Annotated in this window: 21 protein-coding genes and 1 tRNA gene; 9 read left to right on the plus strand and 13 right to left on the minus strand. The window is 66.3% G+C overall.

What is annotated here, in order from left to right:
- Positions 1-417: 417 nt before the first annotated feature.
- The 3 genes from K6L26_RS08125 to K6L26_RS08135 all read left to right on the plus strand — a co-directional run bounded on the left by K6L26_RS08125 (position 418) and on the right by K6L26_RS08135 (position 3,042).
- A complete protein-coding gene (locus K6L26_RS08125; RefSeq protein ID WP_019345037.1) occupies positions 418-2,052 on the plus strand; it encodes a fatty acyl-AMP ligase in 1,635 nt (544 codons plus the stop codon).
- Between the two features lie 256 nt (positions 2,053-2,308).
- On the plus strand, positions 2,309-2,740 hold the full coding sequence (locus K6L26_RS08130) for a DUF4189 domain-containing protein (protein WP_019345036.1): 432 nt from the start codon (positions 2,309-2,311) through the stop codon (positions 2,738-2,740).
- Between the two features lie 74 nt (positions 2,741-2,814).
- Positions 2,815-3,042: a hypothetical protein gene (locus K6L26_RS08135; RefSeq protein ID WP_048896319.1), complete on the plus strand. Its 228-nt coding sequence runs from the start codon at positions 2,815-2,817 to the stop codon at positions 3,040-3,042.
- A gap of 22 nt (positions 3,043-3,064) precedes the next feature.
- On the opposite strand, the gene K6L26_RS08140 is transcribed toward K6L26_RS08135, so the two are convergent.
- Positions 3,065-3,247, minus strand: a complete 183-nt coding sequence (locus K6L26_RS08140; protein WP_019345034.1) for a hypothetical protein — start codon at positions 3,245-3,247, stop codon at positions 3,065-3,067.
- Positions 3,247-3,774, minus strand: a complete 528-nt coding sequence (locus K6L26_RS08145; protein WP_221852911.1) for a DUF6611 family protein — start codon at positions 3,772-3,774, stop codon at positions 3,247-3,249. Before K6L26_RS08145 ends, K6L26_RS08140 begins: the two co-directional genes overlap by 1 nt.
- 108 nt (positions 3,775-3,882) lie before the next feature.
- Between K6L26_RS08145 and K6L26_RS08150 the strand changes: the two genes are divergently transcribed.
- Together K6L26_RS08150 and K6L26_RS08155 are read left to right on the plus strand one after the other, a co-directional pair.
- On the plus strand, positions 3,883-4,917 hold the full coding sequence (locus K6L26_RS08150) for a 4Fe-4S binding protein (protein ID WP_043368315.1): 1,035 nt from the start codon (positions 3,883-3,885) through the stop codon (positions 4,915-4,917).
- 70 nt (positions 4,918-4,987) lie between these two features.
- Positions 4,988-6,073, plus strand: coding sequence for a metallophosphoesterase (locus K6L26_RS08155; RefSeq protein WP_221852912.1), 1,086 nt, complete (start codon positions 4,988-4,990; stop codon positions 6,071-6,073).
- Between the two features lie 6 nt (positions 6,074-6,079).
- Here the strand turns inward: K6L26_RS08155 and pth are convergent, their stop codons facing one another.
- The 8 genes from pth to K6L26_RS08195 all read right to left on the minus strand — a co-directional run bounded on the left by pth (position 6,080) and on the right by K6L26_RS08195 (position 12,041).
- Positions 6,080-6,655: an aminoacyl-tRNA hydrolase gene (pth, locus tag K6L26_RS08160; protein WP_019345030.1), complete on the minus strand. Its 576-nt coding sequence runs from the start codon at positions 6,653-6,655 to the stop codon at positions 6,080-6,082.
- A 12-nt stretch (positions 6,656-6,667) separates the two neighbouring features.
- The gene (locus tag K6L26_RS08165; protein WP_036394443.1) at positions 6,668-7,321 is read right to left on the minus strand and encodes a 50S ribosomal protein L25/general stress protein Ctc; all 654 of its coding nucleotides are present in this window, start codon (positions 7,319-7,321) and stop codon (positions 6,668-6,670) included.
- A gap of 170 nt (positions 7,322-7,491) precedes the next feature.
- On the minus strand, positions 7,492-8,364 hold the full coding sequence (locus K6L26_RS08170; protein ID WP_047039968.1) for an oxidoreductase: 873 nt from the start codon (positions 8,362-8,364) through the stop codon (positions 7,492-7,494).
- A 24-nt stretch (positions 8,365-8,388) separates the two neighbouring features.
- Complete coding sequence (locus K6L26_RS08175; RefSeq protein WP_019348295.1) at positions 8,389-9,033, minus strand: LpqN/LpqT family lipoprotein; 645 nt, start codon at positions 9,031-9,033, stop codon at positions 8,389-8,391.
- Positions 9,030-9,368 (minus strand): arsenate reductase (glutaredoxin), encoded by a 339-nt coding sequence (gene arsC, locus K6L26_RS08180; protein ID WP_019348296.1) that lies wholly within the window; start codon positions 9,366-9,368, stop codon positions 9,030-9,032. Before arsC ends, K6L26_RS08175 begins: the two co-directional genes overlap by 4 nt.
- Positions 9,368-10,348 carry a ribose-phosphate diphosphokinase gene (locus K6L26_RS08185; RefSeq protein WP_019348297.1) on the minus strand — a complete coding sequence of 327 codons (981 nt, stop codon included), beginning with the start codon at positions 10,346-10,348 and terminating at the stop codon, positions 9,368-9,370. Before K6L26_RS08185 ends, arsC begins: the two co-directional genes overlap by 1 nt.
- Before the next feature lie 101 nt (positions 10,349-10,449).
- Complete coding sequence (gene glmU / locus K6L26_RS08190) at positions 10,450-11,922, minus strand: bifunctional UDP-N-acetylglucosamine diphosphorylase/glucosamine-1-phosphate N-acetyltransferase GlmU (RefSeq protein ID WP_221852913.1); 1,473 nt, start codon at positions 11,920-11,922, stop codon at positions 10,450-10,452.
- 47 nt (positions 11,923-11,969) lie between these two features.
- Positions 11,970-12,041 (minus strand) — tRNA-Gln (locus K6L26_RS08195).
- Between the two features lie 85 nt (positions 12,042-12,126).
- Between K6L26_RS08195 and K6L26_RS08200 the strand changes: the two genes are divergently transcribed.
- Complete coding sequence (locus K6L26_RS08200) at positions 12,127-12,720, plus strand: TetR/AcrR family transcriptional regulator (protein ID WP_019348299.1); 594 nt, start codon at positions 12,127-12,129, stop codon at positions 12,718-12,720.
- A gap of 10 nt (positions 12,721-12,730) precedes the next feature.
- On the opposite strand, the gene lysA is transcribed toward K6L26_RS08200, so the two are convergent.
- Together lysA and K6L26_RS08210 are read right to left on the minus strand one after the other, a co-directional pair.
- The gene (gene lysA, locus K6L26_RS08205) at positions 12,731-14,071 is read right to left on the minus strand and encodes a diaminopimelate decarboxylase (protein ID WP_221852914.1); all 1,341 of its coding nucleotides are present in this window, start codon (positions 14,069-14,071) and stop codon (positions 12,731-12,733) included.
- Positions 14,072-14,152: 81 nt separating this feature from the next.
- Positions 14,153-14,722: a hypothetical protein gene (locus tag K6L26_RS08210; RefSeq protein ID WP_221852915.1), complete on the minus strand. Its 570-nt coding sequence runs from the start codon at positions 14,720-14,722 to the stop codon at positions 14,153-14,155.
- Positions 14,723-14,789: 67 nt separating this feature from the next.
- Here K6L26_RS08210 and mfd point away from each other — a divergent pair, with 67 nt between their 5' ends.
- The 3 genes from mfd to K6L26_RS08225 all read left to right on the plus strand — a co-directional run bounded on the left by mfd (position 14,790) and on the right by K6L26_RS08225 (position 20,359).
- The gene (gene mfd / locus K6L26_RS08215) at positions 14,790-18,410 is read left to right on the plus strand and encodes a transcription-repair coupling factor (protein WP_221852916.1); all 3,621 of its coding nucleotides are present in this window, start codon (positions 14,790-14,792) and stop codon (positions 18,408-18,410) included.
- Positions 18,411-18,668: 258 nt separating this feature from the next.
- The gene (locus tag K6L26_RS08220; RefSeq protein WP_076214489.1) at positions 18,669-19,157 is read left to right on the plus strand and encodes a hypothetical protein; all 489 of its coding nucleotides are present in this window, start codon (positions 18,669-18,671) and stop codon (positions 19,155-19,157) included.
- A 182-nt stretch (positions 19,158-19,339) separates the two neighbouring features.
- Positions 19,340-20,359: a nucleoside triphosphate pyrophosphohydrolase gene (locus K6L26_RS08225; RefSeq protein ID WP_065061844.1), complete on the plus strand. Its 1,020-nt coding sequence runs from the start codon at positions 19,340-19,342 to the stop codon at positions 20,357-20,359.
- A 122-nt stretch (positions 20,360-20,481) separates the two neighbouring features.
- Here the strand turns inward: K6L26_RS08225 and K6L26_RS08230 are convergent, their stop codons facing one another.
- Positions 20,482-23,346 (minus strand): PE-PPE domain-containing protein, encoded by a 2,865-nt coding sequence (locus K6L26_RS08230; protein ID WP_221852917.1) that lies wholly within the window; start codon positions 23,344-23,346, stop codon positions 20,482-20,484.
- Positions 23,347-23,600 lie beyond the last annotated feature (254 nt).

A 23,600-nucleotide genomic window follows, 5' to 3' on the forward strand; every position in this document is an offset into this window, starting at 1 on the left:
ACGGCTGCGGTGTCGTCGGCCGCGGTTTTCGCCGCCAAGGCCGCCCACTTCGTGCGGGAACAACCCCTGGGTGGGAAACGGCGCGGCCGGAGTTGCCGCACCGCCGGAGAATGTGACGCAGACCTCAATTAACACGAGGGTTTGGCAGTTACTTAAGGGTCTCTTAAGATGAGCGGCGGTGAATGCTAGCGATATTGCATCGGATGCGACTTTCACGTCCGCCGCCCACGGCGGTGGACGGTCGCCCCGGCGTACGCGCGGTTCTGAAGCATCACCTTTTCGAGACATAACTGCTCCCCAATCGTGTGCGCGCGCCTACCCAAAAGCGGTGCACAGCGGGCGGAGCATGGATAACCGGGCAACTGCACCTGGCGCACCGTCGCCGGTGTCGGGGCCGCGGAAGCCAAGGAGGTCGTCGTGAGCAGATTCACCGAGAAGATGTTCCGCAACGCTCGTGAGAGCACGCGCGGCATGGTGACCGGCGAGCCGCACGAGCCGGTTCGTCACACCTGGGGTGAGGTTCACGAGCGGGCCCGGCGCATCGCGGGTGGCCTCGCGGCCGCCGGTATCGGCCACGGCGACGCCGTCGGCGTGCTGGCCGGTTTCCCGGTGGAGATCGCGCCGACGGCGCAGGGCGTGTGGATGCGGGGCGCGAGCCTGACCATGCTGCACCAGCCGACGCCGCGCACGGATCTGGCGGTGTGGGCCGAGGACACCATGAACGTGATCGGCATGATCGAGGCCGACGCCGTCATCGTCTCCGAGCCGTTCCTGGTGGCCATCCCCGTTCTGGAGGAAAAGGGCATCAAGGTGCTCAAGATCGCCGACCTGCTGGCCGCCGATCCGATCGATCCGGTCGAGACCGGTGAGGACGATCTCGCGCTGATGCAGCTGACCTCGGGCTCGACCGGGTCGCCCAAGGCCGTCCAGATCACGCACCGCAACATCCACTCCAACGCCGAGGCCATGTTCATCGGCGCGGAGTACGACGTCGACAAGGACGTCATGGTGAGCTGGCTGCCCTGCTTCCACGACATGGGCATGGTCGGCTTCCTGACCATTCCGATGTACTTCGGCGCCGAGCTCGTCAAGGTCACGCCGATGGACTTCCTGCGCGACACCCTGCTGTGGGCCAAGCTGATCACCAAGTACAAGGGCACCATGACCGCGGCGCCCAACTTCGCCTACGCGCTGTTCGCCAAGCGGTTGCGCCGCCAGGCCAAGCCGGGCGAGTACGACCTGTCCACCCTGCGGTTCGCGCTCTCGGGCGCCGAGCCCGTGGAACCGGCCGACGTCGAGGACCTGCTCGACGCGGGTAAGCCGTTCGGTCTTCCCGAGTCGGCGATCCTGCCGGCTTACGGCATGGCCGAGACCTGCCTGGCGGTGTCGTTCTCCCCGTGCAACGCGGGTCTGGTGGTCGACGAGGTCGACGCCGACCTGCTGGCCGCTCTGCGCCGCGCCGTGCCCGCCACCAAGGGCAACACCAAGCGGCTGGCCTCCCTCGGCCCGCTGCTGAAGGACCTCGAGGCTCGCGTCGTCGACGAGCACGGTGACGTGATGCCCGCCCGCGGCGTCGGCGTCATCGAGTTGCGCGGCGAATCGCTGACCCCCGGCTACATCACCATGGGCGGCTTCCTGCCGGCTCAGGACGAGCACGGCTGGTACGACACCGGCGACCTCGGCTACATCACCGAAGAGGGCAACATCGTCGTGTGTGGTCGCGTCAAGGATGTGATCATCATGGCCGGGCGCAACATCTACCCGACCGACATCGAGCGTGCCGCCGGCCGCGTCGAGGGTGTGCGCCCCGGCTGTGCCGTCGCCGTGCGTCTGGACGCCGGGCATTCGCGTGAGACCTTCGCCGTCGCCGTGGAATCCAATGCCTGGCAGGATCCGGCCGAGGTGCGCCGGATCGAGCACCAAGTGGCCCACGAGGTGGTCTCCGAGGTCGACATGCGTCCGCGCAACGTGGTGGTGCTCGGGCCGGGCAGCATCCCGAAGACCCCGTCGGGCAAGCTGCGTCGCGCCAACTCGGTTTCTTTGGTCACCTAGCCGCCCCACGCCCTCCCACCGCGAGCGTGCGCGTCTGCTGCACGACACGCCGATCGGCTGCGGCACTTTGCGCACGCTCGCGCCCATGCGGACCGACCCGGCCGCGACACGCTTGATCCTGGCGGAGTTTTCGGGTCGCACGTCCGCGGGTTACCAATTTTGGTGACCAAATATGATGACAGCACGTCAATTTGCCCATCGTTAACGTGACATTTGCGTATTCTGACGCGGAAACCACTTTGACGAAAGGACCGGCATGGTCAATTCCCGATGGGTTTCGGCGATCCTGGGCGCAGGCGTTATCGCAGCCGGGATTTCCGCGGGCACCGCGTGGGCAGGCGGGCCTGGCGGCTATGTCGAGGACCCCGAAGACATGTTCGTGGCAGTGGGAACGGGCGAATTCATCGACACGATCGGCGGTTTCACGGCGACCGGTGACACCAGCGAAGAGGCTTCTTCGGCGGTGGTGGCGGCCTGCCAGAACGCCGGTGGCGTCGAATGTACGGCTGACGAGGTGACCAACGACAACCTCTGCATCGTGTCGGTCGCCAGCCCCAGTAACCACGCGGTGGCCGGCGGCGCCGGGCCCACTGTGGAGGCTGCCCGTCAGGATGCGTTCAACCGAGCGGCGGCGGCCAATACCCCGCTGGATGCGAATTCCCCCGTTGTCGTATCGGCCTGCCCCTGATGAGCGAGCGGATGCCGGCGCGTTCAGCGCATGACCATTCTGGTATCGCGGTCGTAGCCCGGAAAGGGAAGGACATGATGACAGGTCGCGGCAAGTTTGCTTTCGTGATGGCGGGTTTGGCGGCAGCTTCGGTTATTGCGGCGCCGGTGGCGTCGGCTCGACCGACCTGCCAGGACACCGCTACCAAGACGATTTGTACGACCAACGGCAGCACCTCGATCAAGGCCCGGCCAGGTACCACTGCGCCGCCGGCCAACATCCCGGTGTTCCCGTGGCTGGGTATGCCCGGCGCTCGTCGCTAACGGATCGTCTTCGCAGTAGCCACTATTCGCGAGCGGGCATGCCGTCACCGGCACGCCCGCTCGTGGCGGTTATGGAGCGCGACGATCCTTCGATGCGCTCGGCGGCCTCGGCGAGCCGGTTCTGTCGAATTACATAGCCGCGCAACATCAATAGAACCGCGGCCGGCGCAGCCATCATCGACATCACTTCGGCCAGGTGCGACATCAGCTGGCCTGCTTGGTATTTGCGCCGTGGTCGGCGTCCATCCGGTTGTAGACCTGCCACCAGATCAGCTCATGATTCACGGCGGTGAGCTCTCCGCGATCTCGGCGTTCGTCGGCTTGTAGGAGCGTCGCGGCGAGCGTGACCAGGTGGTCGCGGGCTGCCGCAGCGCCCTGGTCGTCGTAGCCGGCCATCGTCGTCGCGCACAGCGTCCGCACCCGGTGGAGCGCGTCGCCGGACAGGCCGAGTGTGATGGCGCCGGTAGCCACGAACACCGCGGTGGACGCGCCGAACGCGGGCCACGGTGACATCTGCCCGCCCAGCCACAACTGGCACATCAGCCACACGAGCATTCCCCACAGCGGCCACCCCCGCGCCAGTCGAACCAGGCGGCGCTCGGTGGTGCTCAGGCCCGGGGGATAGACCACCAGCCGGTAGTAGGTGATGCCGAAACGGCCCGGCCGGACCTGCACGCAGCCCCACACCCGGGCGCCGTCGAGCAGTGGGGTCAGTAGTCGCATGCCGTCCATATCTCGGGTGTACCCGCTGCGCCTGGGCTCGCACCCGGGCCTGAACGCTTTCTTTACGGCCGAAGAGGAGATCCTTGCACCCTGGGTATAGTTATCTATACTCAGATGATGAAGCCGAAACTCCCGCCCCGACTGGCCGACCACCCGACGGTGCGCGCGGTGCGTGCCCGTTCGGAGGCGCCGGCCCCGGACCTGATCGACGCCGACTGGCTGCGGCGGGTGTGTCTGGACGCCGGAGCCGACGACGTCGCGTTCGCCACCGTGGACGACCCAGCCCTGGCCTCAGAACGCGAACACGTCGAGGCCGCACTGCCCGGCGTGCGCAGCTACATCTCGCTGGTGGTGAAGATGAACCGCGACAACGTGCGATCGTCCACCCGCAGCGTGGCCAATCAGGAGTTCCACCGCAGCGGCGAGATCATCAACGAAGCCGCCCACCGGATCACCCGGGCACTGGAGGACGCCGGCCATCGTGCGGTCAATCCCTCGGCGACCTTTCCGATGGAGATGGACCGGTATCCCGGACGGATCTGGGTGGTGGCGCACAAGCCCGTCGCAGTGGCCGCGGGCTTGGGGGTGATGGGAATTCACCGCAACGTCATTCATCCCAAATTCGGCAACTTCATCCTGCTGGCCACCATCCTGGTGGGTACGCCCATCAGCAGTTACGGTGAGCCGCTGGACTATTCGCCCTGCCTCGAATGCAAGTTGTGTGTGGCGGCGTGCCCTGTCGGAGCGATCGGCAAGGACGGTGAATTCGACTTCGTCGCCTGCTCGGTGCACAACTACCGCGAATTCATGGGCGGTTTCACCGACTGGGCCCAAACCATCGCCGACAGCGCCGATGCGGACGACTTCCGCTCTCGGGTCAGCGATTCCGAGAACGCGTCGATGTGGCAGAGCTTGTCGTTCAAGGCCAATTACAAGGCGGCGTACTGCCTGGCGGTGTGCCCGGCGGGTGAGGACGTGATCGAGCCCTATCTCGATGACCGCAAGGCGTTCATGGATCGGGTGCTCAAACCCTTGCAGGACAAGCGAGAAACGCTCTACGTGCTGCCGAACTCGCCGGCCAGGGCCCACGCCGAGAAACGGTATCCGCACAAAACTGTCAAGGTGGTCGACAGCGGGATTCGCGGGCGCTGAACGATCGTTGGAATCATCCAGAGTGCAATGGCCGACCCGGCCGCGCCGCTACGGCTACCGTGACGCGACGATGACGACGGAGCAGGACGACTTTCGGCTGTGGGCGTTCGGTGACGCCCACGTCGGTACCGACAATCAGTTCGGCAGGGAAAGCCTGGCCGAGGCCATCCGGCAATCGGAATTCGGAGGGCCCGACGGCGGTCCGGCATTCGACTGGGACATTGCCATCGACGTCGGCGACATGTCCGGCGCGCATCACAGCCTGCCCGACGACGCCGAGGGACGCGAGGTCCGCAGGCAGCTCTCCGCGATGCGTAAGCACCGGCGCGAAGACGTGTACTCGGTGTGCGGAAACCATGATCGCAGTGGGCTTTCCGAACCGGATGCCTGGTGGTGGCAGAAGTGGATCGATCCGCTGGGCGCGCACAGGGTGCACTCCGGCGTGGACGCCGAGGCCCGTCCGTATCCCGTGAGCGGGACCTGGGAGCGGTACTCGTTCCGGGTGGGCAACCTGCTGTTCCTGATGCTCAGCGACCGCAACGAGTCTTCGCAGACGGTGGGCCGCGGCACGCTCGGCGGCAACCCCGGTGGCGTGGTCTCCCTGGAGACGTTCCAGTGGTGGGCGAACATGGTTGAACAGAACCGTGATTCGATCATCGTCACGGTGCATCACTACGTCCTCAAGGACACCACGGTGGCGTCGGGGGAGTGGGAAGGAGTGCGCCGCGCCGCGGACGGCACGCTCCACGAGCACTACCATCGCCCCTTCCCGCAGGGAACGCCTCAAGGTGCCTCCTACCTCTACTGGGTCGGGGGAAAGCCGGACTCCGGAGCCTTCGAGCGGTATCTCACCGAACATCCCGGTGCGGTGGCGCTGTGGCTGGCCGGTCACACCCACACCAACCCCGACGATTCGCACGGCGGCAAGACCCACATCGAACAGGCTTGGGGTGAAACCTATTTCATGAACGTGGCGTCATTGAGTCGCCACCATATGCCCATCACGACCCTGCCGATCAGCCGGCTGCTCACATTTCGGCCAGGCAGTTCCGAGGTGCGGGTGCAGTGTTATCTGCACACCGACCAATATGCGCCGCAGGGTTGGTACGACAAGGCTGAGCGCACGATCACCCTGGACCGGCCCTTCAGTTGGTAGCGGGAATCACCAGGCGTGCACGGTGTTCTGCGCGGGCTCCAGGCCCTGAGCGATCAACAGCTCCGTGGCGTCGGCAGCCTGCTCACAGATGGTCGGCAGCTCGGTGCGTTCGGCGGCGGTGAAGGCCTCCAACACGAATGCCGCCGGATCCTTGCGGCCCGGCGGACGGCCCACGCCGATGCGGACCCGCTGAAAATCCTTGCTACCCAAGGCTGACGCGACCGAACGCAGCCCGTTGTGGCCACCTTCGCCGCCGCCCACTTTGAGCCGGATCCGGCCGAAGTCGATGTCGAGCTCGTCGTGGATCACCACGATCCGGCCTGGCGGCACCGAATAGAACTTGGCCAACGGTCCGACCTGACGGCCGGACTCGTTCATGTAGCACCGAGGTTTGGCCAGGACCACCGGAGCTCCCGCGAGCCGGCCGGTGAGCACTTCGGCGCCGGATTTCTTGTGCACCTTGAAGGCCGAGCCGACACGGGTGGCCAGTACATCGGCCACCATGAACCCGACATTGTGCCGGGTCTTGGCGTAGGCGGGCCCGGGATTTCCCAGGCCCACCACCAGCAGCGGCTCGGCCATCGAAAGGCGTACTTACTCGGAAGCTTCGGCGGCTTCGGCGGCCGGCTCCTCGGCGGCAGCCTCACCGGCCTCGCCGGCACCTTCGGACTCGAGCTCCTCGGCGCTCGGGGCCTCGACGACGTTGACCACGAGCAGCTCAGGGTCGGACACCAGCGAAACACCGGCGGGCAGCTCGATCTGGCTGGCCAGGATCTGGGTGCCGGCCTCGGCGCCTTCGATCGACACGCTCAGGTGCTCGGGGATCGACAGGGCCTCGGCCTCGATCTCGATGGCGTTGGTGTCCTGGGTGACCAGGGTGCCCGGGGCGGCGTCGCCCTCGACGGTGACGGTGACCTCGACGGTGACCTTCTCACCCCGACGCACGACGAGCAGGTCGGCATGCTGGATGTTGCGGCGGATCGGGTGGATGTCGAGCGCCTTGGTCAGGGCCAGCTGCTCGTTGCCCTCGATGTCGAGGGTCAGCACGGCGTTGGTGCCCGCGTGGCGCAGCACCGCGGCGAACTCGCGGGCGTTGATCTCCAGGTGCTGGGGCTCGGTGCCGTGGCCGTAGAGCACGGTGGGCACGTTGCCGTCACGGCGGGCCTGGCGCGAGGCGCCCTTGCCGGTGCGGGTGCGCACGGTGGCGGTGAGCTTGTTGGGGACGTTCTTGGCGGCGGCCTTGGCCATGGTGTTGCTCCTCTAATTGCGGTACTGCGGTCAGATCGTCAGCACGGCAAGGGTCGCAACATTTGATAGAAGTTCCCGCCGATAACGGTGGTCCCAAGGGCCCACCCTCGCCGTGACGCCAGGTCAGGGTAGCAAAGACCAGGCCGTCCCCAAAAATCGTGCGTTCGGACCTAGAGCGGATAGGTGGTCTTGGTGAGCTGCTCGGACAGCTCCCAGAGCGCCTTCTGGGTGTCGATCCGCCGGGCCAGGGGGCTGCGCCCGACTGGCTGGCTGGGGCCGAACTGGCCGAAGCGCGGGCCGATGAAGCTGTCGCCGGGGACGTCCTGGGACACCGCGAACAGTGTCTGCCGGGCGCCGAACGACGGGTCGCTGGCGAACGCCCGGTTGGCGACGACCATCATGCGCTCACCGAACTTGTTGCCGGTCTGGCCTTGGAGGTTGGTGGCCGAATAGCCGGGGTGGGCGGCCAGCGCGCGCACCTGGGAGCCCGAGGCCGTCAGCCGTCGTTGCAGCTCGGAGGTGAACATCAGATTGGCCAGCTTGGACTGCCCGTACGCCAGCCACGCCGAATAGGGCCGCGACTTCCAATTGAGGTCACGCAGGCTGATCTTGCCGATCCAGTGCATCAACGACGACACCGTGACCACCCGGTCGGCGATCTTGGGCAGCAGCAGATTGGTCAGGGCGAAATGACCGAGGTGGTTGGTGCCGATCTGGCTCTCGAAGCCGTCGACGGTCCGGCTCAGCGGCACGGCCATGATGCCGGCGTTGTTGACCAGCACGTCGACGCTTTCGACGGTGTCGGCGAACTCGTGCACCGAGGCGAGGTCCTGCAGGTCGAGTTTGCGGACCTCGACGATACCGCCCGTCATCGTCTCCGCGGCTGCGGTGCCCTTCTCCAGGTTGCGCACCGCCACGGTGACTTTGGCGCCCACGCGGGCGAGTTCGCGGGCGGTGACGAGGCCCAGTCCACTGTTGGCGCCGGTGACGATCACCCGGCGGCCGGTAAACGAAGGCAGGTCAGCGCTGGTCCATCCACTCATGCTGACCACCCTACGGTCGCGGCGTCACTTCTTCGCGACGTTGAAGCCCGCGATGATCGACTCGATGTCGGGGCCCTGTGCCGCCGCCTCGTCGGCATAGGTCGTCACGGTCAGTTGGACGAGATATCGCTGCGGCGGTTGCAGCCCGTCGTCGGCGATGACGACGCGGTTGTAGCTCTGCATGCGCTTGCCGTTCAGGTCGTAGCTGCCCTCGATCATCGCCGAGGGAAAGCCTTTCCAGTCTGCGGTGGATGCGTTGAGCTGCTTGAAGTTCTCCGACAGTTGGGCGTCGGCGTAGCCGTGCTCTTTGAGGGCCTTGGGCGCGTCGAAATCGCCGTGCAACTTGAAGGCGAGCATCATCGCGGTGGGGTAGGTGTCGCCCTTGGCGATCATCCGGGTCCCTGGCGCGAGATTTGGATTGTTGTACGGGTGCCACCCCGGCGGGGTCGGCATGGTCACCGTCAGGTGCGGGATCTTCTCTGGTGCGACGGGTTCGCCGACGACGCCGGAGTCCTCCAGGTACTGCCACAGCGGCACCGGTTGCGCGTCCGCAGGCGCGGCCGGTGTCGTCGAACTGGTAGTCCAGATCGACTTGTAGTCAGGCGTTTCGGCGCCGCAGCCGGTGGCCAGGATCCCCGCCGCGGCGGCGATGGCAAGCAGCCGCTTCACAGAATCTCGCGCACCGAATCGATCGGGCGGGCCAGCCGGGTGCCGTTGTCAGTGACGACGAACGGTCGCTCGATCAGGATCGGATTCTCTGCCATCGCATCGAGCAGTTCGTCGTCGGATGCGTCAGCCAAACCGAGCTCGGTGTAAAGGGATTCACGCTTGCGCACCGCAGTCCGCACGTCGATGCCGGCATCGGCGATCATCTGCTTCAACTCCGCACGGGTCGGCGGTGTCTTGAGGTAGAGCACGATCTCCGGCTCAATCCCGTTTTCGCGCAAGAGGTCCAGAGTCTTGCGCGAGGTCGAGCATTTAGGATTGTGAAAAATCTGCGCCATCAGGCGGACCCGTCGAACAGCCCGGTCACCGAACCGTTCTCGAACACCGCGCGGATGGTGCTGGCCAGCAGCGGCGCGATGGACAGCACGGTCAGTTGCGGGAACTTCTTGTCGTCGGTGATCGGCAGCGTGTTGGTGACGATGACCTCGCGGGCACCGCACTCGGCCAGGCGCTGGGCGGCGGGATCGGACAGCACACCGTGGGTGGCGGCGATGATGACGTCTTTGGCGCCGTCCTCACGCAGCAGCTTGACCGCGCCGGCGATGGTGCCGCCGGTGTCGATCATGTCGTCGGTCAGGATGCAGGTCTTGCCCTTGACGTCGCCGACGACGCGGTTGGCCTTGACCTGGTTGGGCACCAGGGGGTCGCGAGTCTTGTGGATGAAGGCCAGCGGCACGCCGCCCAGGGCGTCGGCCCATTTCTCCGCGACCCGGACCCGGCCCGAGTCGGGGGAGACGACGACCATGTCGGTGTCGGCGTACTTCTCGGCGATGTAGCCGCACAGCAGGGACTGCGCGCGCATGTGGTCCACCGGGCCGTCGAAGAAGCCCTGGATCTGGTCGGTGTGTAGGTCGACCGAGACGATGCGGTCGGCGCCGGCGGTCTTGAGCAGGTCGGCGACCAGGCGGGCCGAGATGGGCTCGCGGCCACGGTGCTTCTTGTCCTGGCGCGCATACGGATAGAACGGCAGGATCGCGGTGATCCGCTTGGCGCTACCCCGCTTGAGCGCGTCGATCATGATGAGCTGTTCCATCAGCCACTGGTTGAGCGGAGCCGGGTGCGATTGCAGTACGAACGCGTCGCAACCGCGAACGGATTCATCGAACCGGACGAAGATCTCGCCGTTGGCAAAGTCGCGGGCGGTCTGCGCCGTGACCTCGATGTCGAGTTCCTTGGCGACCTGCTCCGCCAGTTCCGGGTGCGCACGCCCGGAGAACAGCATCAGGTTTTTTCGATTGTCGGTCCAGTCCGTGGCCACTATGGCTGCCTTCGCGGTTGGGGATCGATACGGAGCAATCGTACGTAGCGTTTCTGGTAGTTCGTAGCCGGGTTACCAGATTGCCAACACAAAACGTCGGATCAGTCGTCCTTGTTGGCCGCGTCACCGACCGTTTCGGCCCGATTTGCCGCTGCGGCGGCTTCCGCGGCGGCCGAGCCCGGACGCTTGCGCTCCACCCAGCCTTCGATGGTGCGCTGCGCGTTGTCCGAGACCGCCAGCGCGCCGGGCGGCACGTCGTCACGCAGCACGGTGCCCGCGCCGGTGTAGGCGCCGTCTCCGACGCTGACCGGGGCGATGAACATGGTGTCGGACCCGGTGCGCACATGGGAACCGATGGTGGTCCGGTGCTTGTTCTCGCCGTCGTAGTTGACGAAGACGCTGGACGCCCCGATGTTGCTGTGTTCGCCGATATCGGCGTCGCCGACGTAGGTCAGGTGCGGCACCTTGGTGCCCTGGCCGATCGTGGAGTTCTTGGTCTCGACGAACGCACCGAGTTTGGCGTCGGCTCCGAGGATCGTGCCCGGCCGCAGGTAGGTGAACGGGCCGACGGTGGCGCCCGCGCCGATCACGGCGAGCTGGCCGTGCGTGCGTACCACCGATGCGCCGTCACCGACCTCGACGTCGGTCAGGGTGGAATCCGGGCCGATCTCGCAGCCGGCCCCGATCTCGGTCGTGCCGAGCAGCTGGGTGCCGGGGCGGACGACGGTGTCGCGGCCGATGGTCACGTCGACGTCGATCCAGGTGGTGGCCGGGTCGACGATCGTGACGCCGGCGCGTTGGTGTCGGGCCACGATGCGGCGGTTGAGTTCGGCGCCGAGGTCGGCGAGCTGAACTCGGTCGTTGATGCCGGCCACCAGCGCGCTGTCGTCGACGTGCATGGCCTGCACGGGCCGGCCGTCCTGGCGCACGATCGCGATGACGTCGGTGAGGTACAGCTCCTGCTGGGCGTTGTTCGAGCGCAACCGGCTCAGCGCGGAGCGCAGGTCGGCGATGTCGAAGGCATAGACGCCGGCGTTGACCTCGCGGATGGCTCGCTGCGACTCGGTGGCGTCGGCCTGCTCGACGATGCCGATGACCTCGTTGTCCTGGGTGCGCAGGATGCGGCCGTAGCCGGTGGGGTCGGGCACGGTGGTGGTCACAATCGTGGCCGCGGCCGTCGCAGCGCTGTGGGTTCGGATCAGGTTGGCCAGGGTGTCGCCGTCGAGCAGCGGCACGTCGCCCGAGGTCACCACGACCGTGCCGGTGAATTCGTCGGGCAGGGCGCTCAGGCCGCAGGCCACGGCATGGCCGGTGCCCAGCTGTTGATCTTGGATGGCGACGTCGATGGTGCGGCCCAGTTTGTCGGCGAGCTCGTTGACGGCGGGGGCGATGCGCTCCCGGTCGTGGCCGAGGACGACCACCAGGTGCTGGGCCGCCGCGTTGGCCACGGTGTGCACCGCGTGGCTCAGCATGCTGCGGCCGGCCAGGGTGTGCAGCACCTTCGGGGTGTCCGAGCGCATTCGGGTCCCGGCACCTGCTGCCAGTACGACGACTGCGGCCTCGGTGGTCGACACGGTTCCCCTCTCTGCTGCGTGCTGCCTGGCCGAATGGCACGCCTGAGCTCCGTCGCCAGGACTCGAACCTGAACTATCTGAACCAAAATCAGAGGTGCTGCCGATTACACCACGACGGAATGTCCGGGAGAGACTCTAGTCGAACGGTCTAGCCTGAGATGCGTGGCAGCACCCGAGAAGGAAGTGCGGGCCCCTCGAGCCCGGATGACCGGCACCGAACGGCGGCAACAACTCATCGAGATCGCCAAGTCGCTGTTCGCCGAGCGGGGCTACGAGGGAACCTCGATCGAGGAGATCGCCCTGCGTGCCAACGTCTCGAAACCCGTGGTCTACGAGCATTTCGGCGGGAAAGAAGGCCTGTACGCCGTCGTCGTCGACCGGGAGATGTCGGCGCTGCTGGACGGGATCACGTCCTCGCTGACCAACAACCGGTCCCGGGTGCGGGTCGAGCGGGTGGCGCTGGCGCTGCTGACCTACGTCGAGGAACACACCGACGGCTTCCGCATCCTGATCCGGGACTCGCCGGCGGCGATCACCTCGGGCACCTATGCCACGTTGCTCAACGATGCGGTCAACCAGGTGTCCTCGATCCTGGCCGGGGACTTCTCCCGCCGCGGGCTCGACCCGGACCTCGCGCCGCTGTACGCGCAGGCGCTGGTCGGATCGGTGTCGATGACCGCGCAGTGGTGGCTCGACGTCCGCGAACCCAAGAAAGAAGTGGTGGCCGCGCACGTGGTCAACCTGGCCTGGAACGGGCTGACCCACCTGGAGTCGGACCCGATCCTGCACGAGGAATAGGCCCGGGTCCTCAGCCCAGATCCCGCGACAGCAGGTCCGCTGTCGTCTCCCGACGCACCAGCACTCGCGTCGCACCGTCACGCACCGCCACCACCGGCGGGCGGCCCACCATGTTGTAGGTCGAGGCCATGCTGTGCTGGTAGGCCCCGGTGCAGGCCACAGCCAGCAGATCGCCGGCATGGACATCGGCGGGCAGTTCGACGTCGTGGACGATCTCGTCTCCGGCCTCGCAGTGTCGTCCCACCACGGTGGCCACCATGGTCGACCCCAACGGGTGTCGATTCGCCAGTGCCACCGTGTATTTCGCGCCGTACAGAGCTACCCGCGGGTTGTCGCTCATGCCGCCGTCGACGGCGACGAAGGTGCGCCCGCCGGGCTGGGACTTCACCCCGCACACCCGATACAGCGTCACCCCGGCTCGCGCGCTGATGGCGCGGCCGGGTTCGACGACCAGGCGCGGCCGCGGGAACCGTTCGGCGGCGCACGCGGCGGTCAGCTCGTCGTCGACGACGGCGGCGAGCGCACCGATGTCCAGGGCGGCGTCTCCGCGGACATACGGAACGCCGTGTCCGCCACCGATATTGAGCTCGGTCAGCACCAGGCCGTGTTCGGCGCGGATGTCGGCCATCGCGCCGATCAACCGCCGCACGGCCACTCCGTACGGCGCGGGATCGGTGATCTGGGAGCCGAGGTGGCAGTGCAGCCCGACCAGGTCGAGGTTCGGGGTGGCCAGAATGCGGGCCGCGGCCCGCGCAGCCCGGTGATCGCCCAGCGCGAAACCGAACTTCTGGTCCGTCACCCCCGTGGTGACCGCACGGTGACCGTGGATGTCGATGTCTGGGGTGACCCGGATCAGCACCGGCTGGGGCCGGCGCGCCAGCCCGGCCAGGTAGGTGATCTCCATCGGGGAGTCGATCACTATGCGGCCCACCCCGATATCGATCGCATCGCGCAGCTCGTCGCACGATTTGGCGTTGCCGTGCATCACGATGCGCGCGGGGTCGACCCCGCCGGCCAACGCGGTCGCCAACTCGGCCGCTGAGCAGACGTCCAGGCCGAGCCCTTCTTCGGCAGTCCAGCGGGCGACGGCGGTGGTCAACAGCGACTTGCCCGCGTAGACCACCTCGGTCCGGCCGAGGACAGCCCGGTAGCGCTGGGCGCGGGTCCGGAAATCGGTCTCGTCCAGCACATAGGCGGGAGTGCGGTACTCGTCGGCGATGTCGGTGAGCGGCACTCGGCCGACGGTGATGCGGCCCTGCCCGTCGACGCCCGTGGTGAGTGGCCAGATGTTCGGGTCGAGCCGTGGCCGGGTGGTGTTGCGCAGAGAGGGCAGGATGTCCAGCAGGGTCATTCCTTCACCGTCGCGCTCCCTGGTGCCTGCGTCATCGGCCTTGACGGTTCCTTGACGCTGCCGGGCGGGATCCTGACGGGATCAGGTCCGCCCGAAGGAGGTCGTCTTCGTGCTGGTGGCGACGAATCCGTTACCTCTCCGCGGATCGGCCATGCGGCAAGCGAGCAGGATGTCGTCGGTGTGCACGCAGGTGGCGTTGCCCGCCTCGAAGCGCCGGCCGGCGGGCAACGTCGGCGCCTCGTCCTCGGTGAGACCGTCGACCGGGCTCAGCGGCTCTTCGGTCCGCGAGAAACTCATCGGTATCGCACCGTTGGTGGTGCCATAGCTGAACAGGTGCGCCAGGTTGGCATCGTCGGGGGCGCCGACGAACGGCCCACGGCAGTCCAGTGCGTACATCGCCCGGTGCTGGGTGGTCATGCAGACGAAGCCGTCGGGGGTGCGAAAGCCCTGCACCGGAAACCCTTCGCCCTCGCGCAGGGTGTACTGCGCCGGGTCCACCGGGGGGTAGGCGGCGAAATCGGGGACCCCGTCCGGTCCGAGGTGCGTCGGTACCGATTCGGGTACGGGCTGCTCAGCCTCCCGGTTGGTCAGCCAGATGATGGCCAGTGCCACCGTCAGCACCACAACGAGCGCTGCCGCCCATCGCTTCATCGCTCCATGATCGCCCCGCAAGGATCACAGCGGAGGCAAATCCCCGCCCCGTAGGATGGTGGTCATCATGACCGCACCGGGGCACAACCATGTCCAGACCCCGATTGCGGGTCTCGTCGAGCTGGCATTGACCGATCCGTCCTTGCAGGACGTCCTTCGCCGTGCCGCCGGCCGGCCCGCCGATCTGGCACTCGTGGGGCCGGCCAGCGCGCGCGTCCTCGTCGCTGCCGGGCTGGCCCAGCAAGGCCCGCTGCTGGTGGTCGCCGCCACCGGTCGCGAGGCCGACGATCTGACCGCTGAGCTGCGCGGCGTGATCGGCGACGCCGTCGCGCTGTTCCCGTCCTGGGAGACGTTGCCGCACGAGCGGTTGTCTCCAGGCGTGGAGACGGTCGCGGCCCGGTTGTTGCTGCTGCGCCGGCTGGCCCACCCCGAGGACGAGACGCTGGGCCCGCCGCTGCGCGTGGTGGTGACCACCACGCGTTCGCTGCTGCAACCGATGGCGCCCGACGTCGTGAGCACGGAGCCGGTCGCCCTGACGGTCGGCGACGAGGCCGAGTTCGAAGCGGTCATCGCCCGGTTGGTCGACCTGGCCTATACTCGCGTCGACATGGTGGGCAAACGCGGCGAGTTCGCCGTGCGCGGCGGCATCCTCGACCTGTTCCCGCCGACCGCCGAGCATCCGGTGCGCGTCGAGTTCTGGGGCGACGAGATCTCCGAGATGCGGATGTTCTCGATCGCCGACCAGCGCTCGATTCCCGAGATCCCGGTGCAGCACGTGGTCGCCGTGCCGTGCCGTGAACTGCTGATGACCGCCGATGTGCGTGAGCGCGCGGCGGCCCTCGCGGCCGATCACCCCACCCACGAGAACAGCGTCCCCGGCAGTGTCCCCGACATGCTGGCCAAACTCGCCGAGGGCATCCCTGTCGACGGCATGGAGGCGTTGCTGCCGCTGCTGCACCCGGTGCAGCCGACGACGCTGACGCACCACCTGCCCGAAGGCGCCCCGGTGCTGCTGTGCGACCCGGAGAAGGTGCGCACCCGCGCGGCCGATCTGATCAAGACCGGCCAGGAGTTCCTGGAGGCCTCGTGGTCGACGGCCGCGGTCGGCGGCGACGCCCCCATCGACATCGAAGCGCTGGGTGCCTCCGGGTTCGTGCCGTTCGAGCAGGCGCGTGAGGACGCCGTCGCCGGCGGGCACCCGTGGTGGACGCTGAGTCAGCTACCCGACGGCAAAGCCACGGAACTCGACCTGCGGCCTTCTCCGTCGGCGCGCAGTCAGCAGAGCCTCGAAGAGATCTTCGCGATGCTGCGCGCCCATGTGGCCACCGGCGGGTACGCCGCGGTGGTCACTCCGGGTACCGGCACGGCCCACCGGGTGGTGGAACAGCTCGGCGACTCCGATACGCCCGCAGCGATGTTGGAGCCCGGCGCGACGCCCAAGGCCGGTGTGGTCGGAGTGCTAAAGGGACCTTTGCATGACGGCCTGATCCTGCCCGGAGCCAATCTCGTCATCATCACCGAGACCGATCTGACCGGTAACCGGGTCACCGCCTCGGAAGGCAAAAAGCTTGCCGCCAAACGACGCAACGTCGTCGACCCGCTCGCGCTGACCGCCGGTGATCTTGTCGTGCACGATCAGCACGGCATCGGCAAGTTCGTGGAGATGACCGAGCGGGTGGTCGGTGGTGCTCGCCGCGAGTACCTGGTGCTGGAGTACGCCTCGTCCAAGCGGGGCGGCGGCTCGGACCGGCTTTACGTGCCGATGGATTCGCTGGATCAGCTGTCGCGGTACGTCGGCGGCGAGGCGCCGTCGCTGTCGAAGCTCGGCGGCAGCGATTGGGCCAACACGAAAACCAAGGCCCGCAAGGCGGTCCGTGAAATCGCCAGTGAGCTCGTCGCGCTGTACGCCAAGCGGCAGTCGGCGCCCGGGCATGCGTTCGGTCCGGACACTCCATGGCAGAACGAGATGGAGGACGCGTTCGGCTTCACCGAGACCATGGACCAGCTGACCGCCATCACCGAGGTCAAATCCGATATGGAGAAACCGGTTCCGATGGACCGGGTGATCTGTGGCGACGTGGGTTACGGCAAGACCGAGATCGCGGTGCGGGCGGCCTTCAAGGCCGTGCAGGACGGCAAGCAGGTCGCGGTGCTGGTGCCCACGACGCTGTTGGCCGATCAACATCTGCAGACCTTCACCAACCGGATGGCGGGTTTCCCGGTCACGGTCAAGGGGCTGTCGCGGTTCACCGACCCGGCCGAGTCCCGGGCCACGATGGAGGGCATGGCCGACGGCTCGGTCGACGTGGTGATCGGCACGCACCGGCTGCTGCAAACCGGGGTGACGTGGAAAGACTTGGGCCTCATCATCGTTGACGAGGAACAGCGATTCGGCGTCGAGCACAAAGAGCACATCAAATCGATGCGCACCCACGTCGACGTGCTCACCATGAGCGCGACCCCGATCCCGCGCACCCTGGAGATGAGCCTGGCCGGCATCCGCGAGATGTCGACGATCCTCACCCCGCCCGAGGAGCGCTACCCGGTGCTGACCTACGTCGGTCCGCACGACGACAAGCAGGTGGCCGCGGCCTTGCGCCGTGAGCTGTTGCGCGACGGACAGGCGTTCTACATCCACAACCGGGTCCGGACCATCGATCAGGCCGCCGCCCGGATCCGTCAGCTGGTGCCCGAGGCCCGGGTCGTCGTCGCGCACGGCCAGATGAACGAGGAGACGCTGGAGAAGACCGTCGAGGGCTTCTGGAACCGCGAATACGACATCCTGGTCTGCACCACGATCGTCGAGACCGGCCTGGACATCTCCAACGCCAACACGCTGATCGTCGAGCGGGCCGACACCTTCGGCCTGTCGCAGCTGCATCAGCTGCGCGGCCGCGTCGGCCGCAGCCGCGAGCGTGGCTACGCCTACTTCCTGTACCCGCCCAACTCTCCGCTGACCGAGACGGCCTACGACCGCCTGGCCACGATCGCGCAGAACAACGAGCTGGGTGCCGGCATGGCCGTGGCGATGAAAGACCTGGAAATTCGCGGCGCGGGCAACGTGCTGGGCGTCGAACAGTCCGGTCACGTCGCGGGCGTGGGCTTCGACCTCTACGTGCGGCTGGTCGGTGAGGCCGTCGAGGCGTACCGGGCCGCAGCCGACGGGAAAACCGTTGCCACAGCGGAGGAACCGAAAGAGGTGCGGGTCGATCTGCCGGTCGACGCGCACCTGCCGCCGGAGTACATCGGCAGTGACCGGCTGCGACTCGAGGGTTACCGGCGGTTGGCGGCGGCCGCGGACGAGGACGCGGTGCGGGCCGTCGTGGACGAACTCGTCGACCGCTACGGTCCGCTTCCGGTCGAGGCGCAGCGGCTGGTCGCGGTCGCCCGGCTGCGGTTGCTGTGTCGCAAGTACGGCATCACCGAGATCGGCGCGGTGTCGGCGTCGACGATCAAACTCTCACCGGTGGTGCTGCCGGATTCCGCGCAGCTGCGGCTCAAGCGCATGTACCCGGGTGCGCACTACCGGGCCACCACCTCGGTGGTCCAGGTGCCGATCCCACGTGAGACCGACGGCATCGGCTCGCCGCGCATCCGTGACCTCGACATTGTCCGGATGGTGGCCGGTCTGATTCTCGTGCTCAACGGGCAGACGGAGAGCAGCCTCGACATCACCGCGGGTCTGTAATTTTTTTCGGCCTCCTATTGCCTGGTGAGAGCCTGTTTTCGAAGGCATTGGCGCGTCGAATCTCGGATTCGCTGATAACGCGTCGGCTTCGGGGCCCGACATACCTGCGGGGGGTCGAAGGTATTGCGCTGTCGTCAACAGAAAAGGCGGCAGGACGTCGGACAGATGGCGGTCATGCAATTTCCTAAACCGAACATCACGCGATATCGACACCATTCGGTGGAGACGTCGCGGTGATCGCAAGGCGAAGGAGTGATCATGGACTTCAAGAAGTTCGCAGTAACCACGTCAATGGCAGGAGCCCTGGGTCTCGGAGCGTTCGGCCTGGGTACAGGCCTCGCACACGCCGTCCCGGACGTGCCGCAGCCGCCTCCGGTCCCCGGGCCGGCGGTGCCGGGGGTGAATGTTCCTGATGTGAATGTGCCGAGTGTGAACGTTCCCGATGTGAATGTGCCGAGTGTCAACGTTCCCGATGTGAATGTGCCGAGTGTCAACGTTCCCGATGTGGACGTGCCCACGGTGCGGTTTCCCGAGGTAGACAATTTCTTCCGGTTGCCGAACGGAAATATCGCACCAGGGCAGCTGATGAATTCGCCGACCATCAACGGTGTCGCGAATCCGTTCTACGGAATCCCGCCTGGTCAACTGAAGACACAGCCGACGGTGAACGGGATCGCCAACCCGTTCTTCGATGAGACGCCGGGTCACTGGGTGGTCCCGGAGGGCCAGTTCCCGCCGGAGTCGTAAGCAACGGTCTGTGACATGATGGCCGCCTTGCCTTCGGGCAGGGCGGCCATCCCGCGCGGAGGCCGCTCGCTGTCGACGAAACCCGGCATCGGCCGCGTTTACCAGGCACGTCGAGTCCGGGCGCAGTGTTGGTATAACCGAGATCAGCAAATCTCGTCGAAATGGTGAGGGGGTGGAGCCCGATGACCGTGGTACTGGTTGACCCGCGCCGCCCGTCACTGATTCCTGTCGATGCCATCGATCTGCTCACCGGTGACGTGCAGTACACCGAGGAGATGCCGGTCAAGGTGCCGTGGTCGTTGCCGTCGGCTCGGCCTGCCTACGACGGCGAGGACGCCCCGGTGCTGCTGTCCTCGGATCCGGAGCACCCGGCGGTCCAGGCCCGTCTGGCGGCCGGAGACCGGTTGATCGCGGCCCCGCAGGCCCAAGCCGGTGAGCGGCTCGTGGACGCTGTCGCGATGATGGACAAGCTGCGCACCGACGGGCCGTGGGAGAGCGAGCAGACCCACGATTCGTTGCGTCGCTATCTCCTGGAGGAGACCTACGAACTGTTCGACGCGGTGCGGGGCGGTAACGCCGACGAGCTTCGCGAAGAACTCGGTGACGTGCTGCTGCAGGTGCTTTTTCACGCCCGTATCGCCGAGGACGCGCCGGTTCACCCGTTCAACATCGATGATGTCGCCGATTCGCTCGTCCGCAAACTCGGTAACCGCGTGCCGGCAGTGCTTGCCGGAGAATCGATTTCACTCGACGAGCAGCTGGCTCAATGGGAGCAGCGCAAGGCTCAGGAGCAGAAGGTGAAGGCCCGTGGGTCGTCGATGGACGACGTACCCACCGGGCAGCCGGCTCTGGCTCTGGCCCAGAAGGTGCTGGCTCGGGTCGCTCAGGCCGGGCTGCCGGCCGATCTGGTGCCCGCGACGTTGACCTCGGTGGTCGTCTCGCCGGACACCGATGCCGAGAATGAGTTGCGCAGCGCGGTTTTGGAGTTCATGGACACCGTGCGAATGGTCGAGGCCGATGTGGCTGCGGGCCGGCGGGGCGAGGACGTTCCCGAAGAGCTCGACGTGAACCCGCTGGGCTCGATCACCGAAGACGAATGGCGGACGTATTGGCCGGCCGCGGTCGTCGAGCCCGAGGTGGCCGACGAGTCCGAGCCAGAGCCAGAGCCAGAGGAATCCGACGACGAGGATTCGCGCGCGTAGCGCTACGGCGATTTCGACCGCAGTTTTCCGCCGCAGCGCTTCATACGTGGCTGGTGCCACCAACGAATGTGCCCCTCCGCTCGGAAGGGCACATTCGTCGGAGCATCAACATATTCGACGGCTTACGCCTCGCTGTTGGTCTTGTCCTTCTTGCCCTTCAGCTTGTCCACACCGTTGTTGATGTCCTTCTTCAACCGGTCCGTGCGGTTCTTGATGTTTTCGCCCACCTGCTTGGCTGCGCCCTTGAGGTCACCCTGCTTGAGCTTGTCCGCCACCTTGGCAGCACGTTCCTGTGCGTGGGTGAGGCTCTTCTGGGTCTTGGTGACTCGCTTGGCGACGTCAGCCTCAACCTTCTCGCCGGCATTCGCCGCTGCCTCACCGGCGGTCTCCACATCGTCCTTGACCGCCCGTGCCACCTTGCCGACCTCACTCTGACCGGCCGCGAGTTGCTGCTGGGTCGGGGCGGCCGGAGCTTCGGGCAATTTGGCTTCGATGCCGCCGAGTACCTTGCTGACGTCGTCGCCGATCTGACGGCTGACCCTCTGGATGGCCTTGCCCGGCTCGGTGGCCAGCTTGGCTGCGGCCTCCTTGACCTCCGTCGGGACCTGAATATCGTTGTCCTCCAGGAACTTGACCACCCTGGCCGTCACGCGCTGGACCACGTCGGTGTATTCCGCTCCCACGCCCTTGCCCAGTTCGGCGATGATGTCGCCGGCCAGCAGAGCAGATTGTTCGCGTGTGAGCGTCTGGGTGCCGAACAAGGTCGGGACATGCATCTGATCGAGCGTGCGGGTCCAGGTGCCATCGTCGTTGCGTACGACATCGGTGTAGCTGGTGTTGACCAGCAGCTTGAGCACTGGCTCCAAGGCGTCGGCCACCGGTGTGTTGACGTCCTCACCCGTTGCGGTGCCGAGCAATCCGGCGACCAGACGGATCGGAGCCAGCAGTGGCAGGCTTTCGGTGGTGAGAGTGGCGTAGAAACTGCCGGCGTCGTACTCGCCGGTCGGGACGGTGTAGGCCACCATGCCGACGCCTGAGCCCGTCTCGCCCGTTGCCATTCCGAGCAGTTCGTTGCCGTAGGTCAGCACCAGCATGGACGACATCACAGAGTTGGCCCACGCCACCGGATTCGCGTTCACCGGAGCGTCGGAGAGCAGGTCGTACTCCCATGTCGCGTCGGCCTTGATGGTGATCACCATCGGCTTGCCGTCGGCGTCGTTGAGGACGACCAGCAAGTCGCCGAGGTCGCCCAGCTCCACGCCTGACACATCACCGTTGACCAGCTTGGTGATCGTGTCCGGTGGCAGGCCGTACAGCACGTCGGTGCGCTCCGGGCTCACCGGGTTGATTCCGGTGAGCTCCTGGTAGATCGGCGCGAACCGCGCGTACAGCCCGCCATTGGGCCGTCCCGGGTTACGGAGCAGTGCCATGGTCATGAGGGTGACGTCGATGACGCCGCCCGGAACCTCGGTGTAGGACGGGTAGAGCGGTTGTCCGGTCACCGGGTCGACCGGCATGTTGGGAAACTCAAGATCGTCGGGCAGCGGGTAGGACGTGATGATCTCGTCGATGCCCCCGTCGCCGGTGGTGTGGTTCACCACCTTCACCACCGGATTGCCGTCCTCGTCGGTGGTGATGACGAGGTAGCGGCCATCGGTCTGCGGCTCACCGGCCTTGATCTCGCCGTTCTTGATCGCCTCGAGGTAGCGGCGATAGGCCTCGCCGGTGGCGATGGCACCGTCGCCGTAGGCGATCAGGTTGATGTTCTGCAGATATGTGGTCCAGTTCAGCACCGGGGCAAGGAATCCCAGGTCGCCAGACAGGTAGTAGGCCAGATCCCGGGTGGTCAGTCCGGACAGCGCACCCAGATCGAAGTTGCCATTGAGCAGGGCGCCGAGATCCAGATCTTGCAGGCCGGTGATGTCGTTGGTGGGCGAGACCCATTGCCCGAACGTGTTGGTGGTCCAGCCGCCCGGGATCCAGCCGAACACGGGCTGGGTCTGGGGCACCTGCTTCGGGATGGTCGGATCGACGATGTCTTCGGCGCGTTCGTCCCAGCTCGCTCCGGGCAAGCCGAATTTTGTGCGGTCGAAGCTGTAGTCGACGTCGCCGATGTTGATCGGCTTGAACCACGAGTTCCACGTGCTGGCCGGGATGAAGGACGGCCGATTCAGGCCCAGCGCTTGAGCCGGGTCGACGACCACGGGATAGGAGCCTTCGTACTCACCGGTTTCGAGGAACTGGTCGAGCTTGGCGGGATCGCCCTTGAACGGATTGTCGATGGTGACGGTGGTCGAGATGGGCTGGCCCAGCGACTGACCGCCGATCTTCTGGCTGGCCCACGACCCGAAGATGCCCTCAAGGCTGTACTCGACGAACAGGATCTTCTTCTTCTCGGTCCACCAACTCGGTTGGGGCACTGTGTAAGACAGGGTGATGTCGATCTTGTCCGCTGCCAGGATCGCGTCGCGGTCCTCCTGCATCACCTGGGCAAGAGCTGCTTCGAAAGCCTCTTGGTATGCCGGATTGTCGACCAGCACATCCTTGGTGCCGGTTTGTCCCCATTGCCGGGGCGTGTAGTACTGGTCGTTGTTCGGATTCGTCGCCTCACCAAGATCGATGTGGCTCACCAGCTCAGCGAGTTCGGCGGGGGACAGGTCGCCGAGATTGATGTCACCGAGGCTCAATCCGCCCAGGTTCGGGTTGTACCACTGCACCCAGACCGGATTGAGATCGACGCCTCCCGTGCCCCAGCCGACCAGCGGGTCTTTGTCTTTCGCATCGAGAATCGCTTGGTAGACGGTGTTCGGATTCGAGTCGAGCGTGTTGCCGTCACCGATGGGCAGCCAGTCCGGGAAACCGATGAAGTAAGTGTTGCTGGACACCGCGTTGGCGATCGTCGGGGTGAACCCCATGCCGACGGCCGCTGCGATCGCGGTGCCGGCGACGGCTGCCTTGGTGACCTTGCTATGTCGATGCTTCCCCATGGTCCCTGCCCTCTCAGGAAAAACTCAGATTTCGTAGAGGGACTCTAGGGCGGCAAATAGCGGTGTGCCGCCTGCCGAAGCGCGACCGCGGCCAGGTAGTTGCAAAGTCAAAGAAATCCCTTCGCTCGAATCGCAGTTCGGCGACAAGTTGATCATGATTAGCTGAATACGTGTGGTGAAGGTTGAACTGAGGAAAAATTACTCGTTAACAGGCTATTTTGCTCGGTTTGTCGCAGGTCGTCTGACTAATATGG

This window comes from Mycobacterium farcinogenes, assembly GCF_019739075.1.
Classification (GTDB): Bacteria; Actinomycetota; Actinomycetes; order Mycobacteriales; family Mycobacteriaceae; genus Mycobacterium; species Mycobacterium senegalense.

Excerpts from the sequence above, each read along its gene's own strand:
- K6L26_RS08150 (WP_043368315.1), top strand. The coding sequence starts at position 3,883 with ATGAAGCCGAAACTCCCGCCCCGACTGGCCGACCACCCGACGGTGCGC.
- lysA (WP_221852914.1), bottom strand. The coding sequence starts at position 14,071 with ATGACCCTGCTGGACATCCTGCCCTCTCTGCGCAACACCACCCGGCCA.
- K6L26_RS08130 (WP_019345036.1), top strand. The coding sequence starts at position 2,309 with ATGGTCAATTCCCGATGGGTTTCGGCGATCCTGGGCGCAGGCGTTATC.
- mfd (WP_221852916.1), top strand. The coding sequence starts at position 14,790 with ATGACCGCACCGGGGCACAACCATGTCCAGACCCCGATTGCGGGTCTC.
- K6L26_RS08140 (WP_019345034.1), bottom strand. The coding sequence starts at position 3,247 with ATGTCGCACCTGGCCGAAGTGATGTCGATGATGGCTGCGCCGGCCGCG.
- K6L26_RS08220 (WP_076214489.1), top strand. The coding sequence starts at position 18,669 with ATGGACTTCAAGAAGTTCGCAGTAACCACGTCAATGGCAGGAGCCCTG.
- K6L26_RS08145 (WP_221852911.1), bottom strand. The coding sequence starts at position 3,774 with ATGGACGGCATGCGACTACTGACCCCACTGCTCGACGGCGCCCGGGTG.
- arsC (WP_019348296.1), bottom strand. The coding sequence starts at position 9,368 with ATGGCGCAGATTTTTCACAATCCTAAATGCTCGACCTCGCGCAAGACT.
- K6L26_RS08165 (WP_036394443.1), bottom strand. The coding sequence starts at position 7,321 with ATGGCCAAGGCCGCCGCCAAGAACGTCCCCAACAAGCTCACCGCCACC.
- K6L26_RS08135 (WP_048896319.1), top strand. The coding sequence starts at position 2,815 with ATGATGACAGGTCGCGGCAAGTTTGCTTTCGTGATGGCGGGTTTGGCG.
- K6L26_RS08155 (WP_221852912.1), top strand. The coding sequence starts at position 4,988 with ATGACGACGGAGCAGGACGACTTTCGGCTGTGGGCGTTCGGTGACGCC.
- K6L26_RS08230 (WP_221852917.1), bottom strand. The coding sequence starts at position 23,346 with ATGGGGAAGCATCGACATAGCAAGGTCACCAAGGCAGCCGTCGCCGGC.
- pth (WP_019345030.1), bottom strand. The coding sequence starts at position 6,655 with ATGGCCGAGCCGCTGCTGGTGGTGGGCCTGGGAAATCCCGGGCCCGCC.
- K6L26_RS08170 (WP_047039968.1), bottom strand. The coding sequence starts at position 8,364 with ATGAGTGGATGGACCAGCGCTGACCTGCCTTCGTTTACCGGCCGCCGG.
- K6L26_RS08210 (WP_221852915.1), bottom strand. The coding sequence starts at position 14,722 with ATGAAGCGATGGGCGGCAGCGCTCGTTGTGGTGCTGACGGTGGCACTG.
- K6L26_RS08225 (WP_065061844.1), top strand. The coding sequence starts at position 19,340 with ATGACCGTGGTACTGGTTGACCCGCGCCGCCCGTCACTGATTCCTGTC.
- K6L26_RS08200 (WP_019348299.1), top strand. The coding sequence starts at position 12,127 with ATGACCGGCACCGAACGGCGGCAACAACTCATCGAGATCGCCAAGTCG.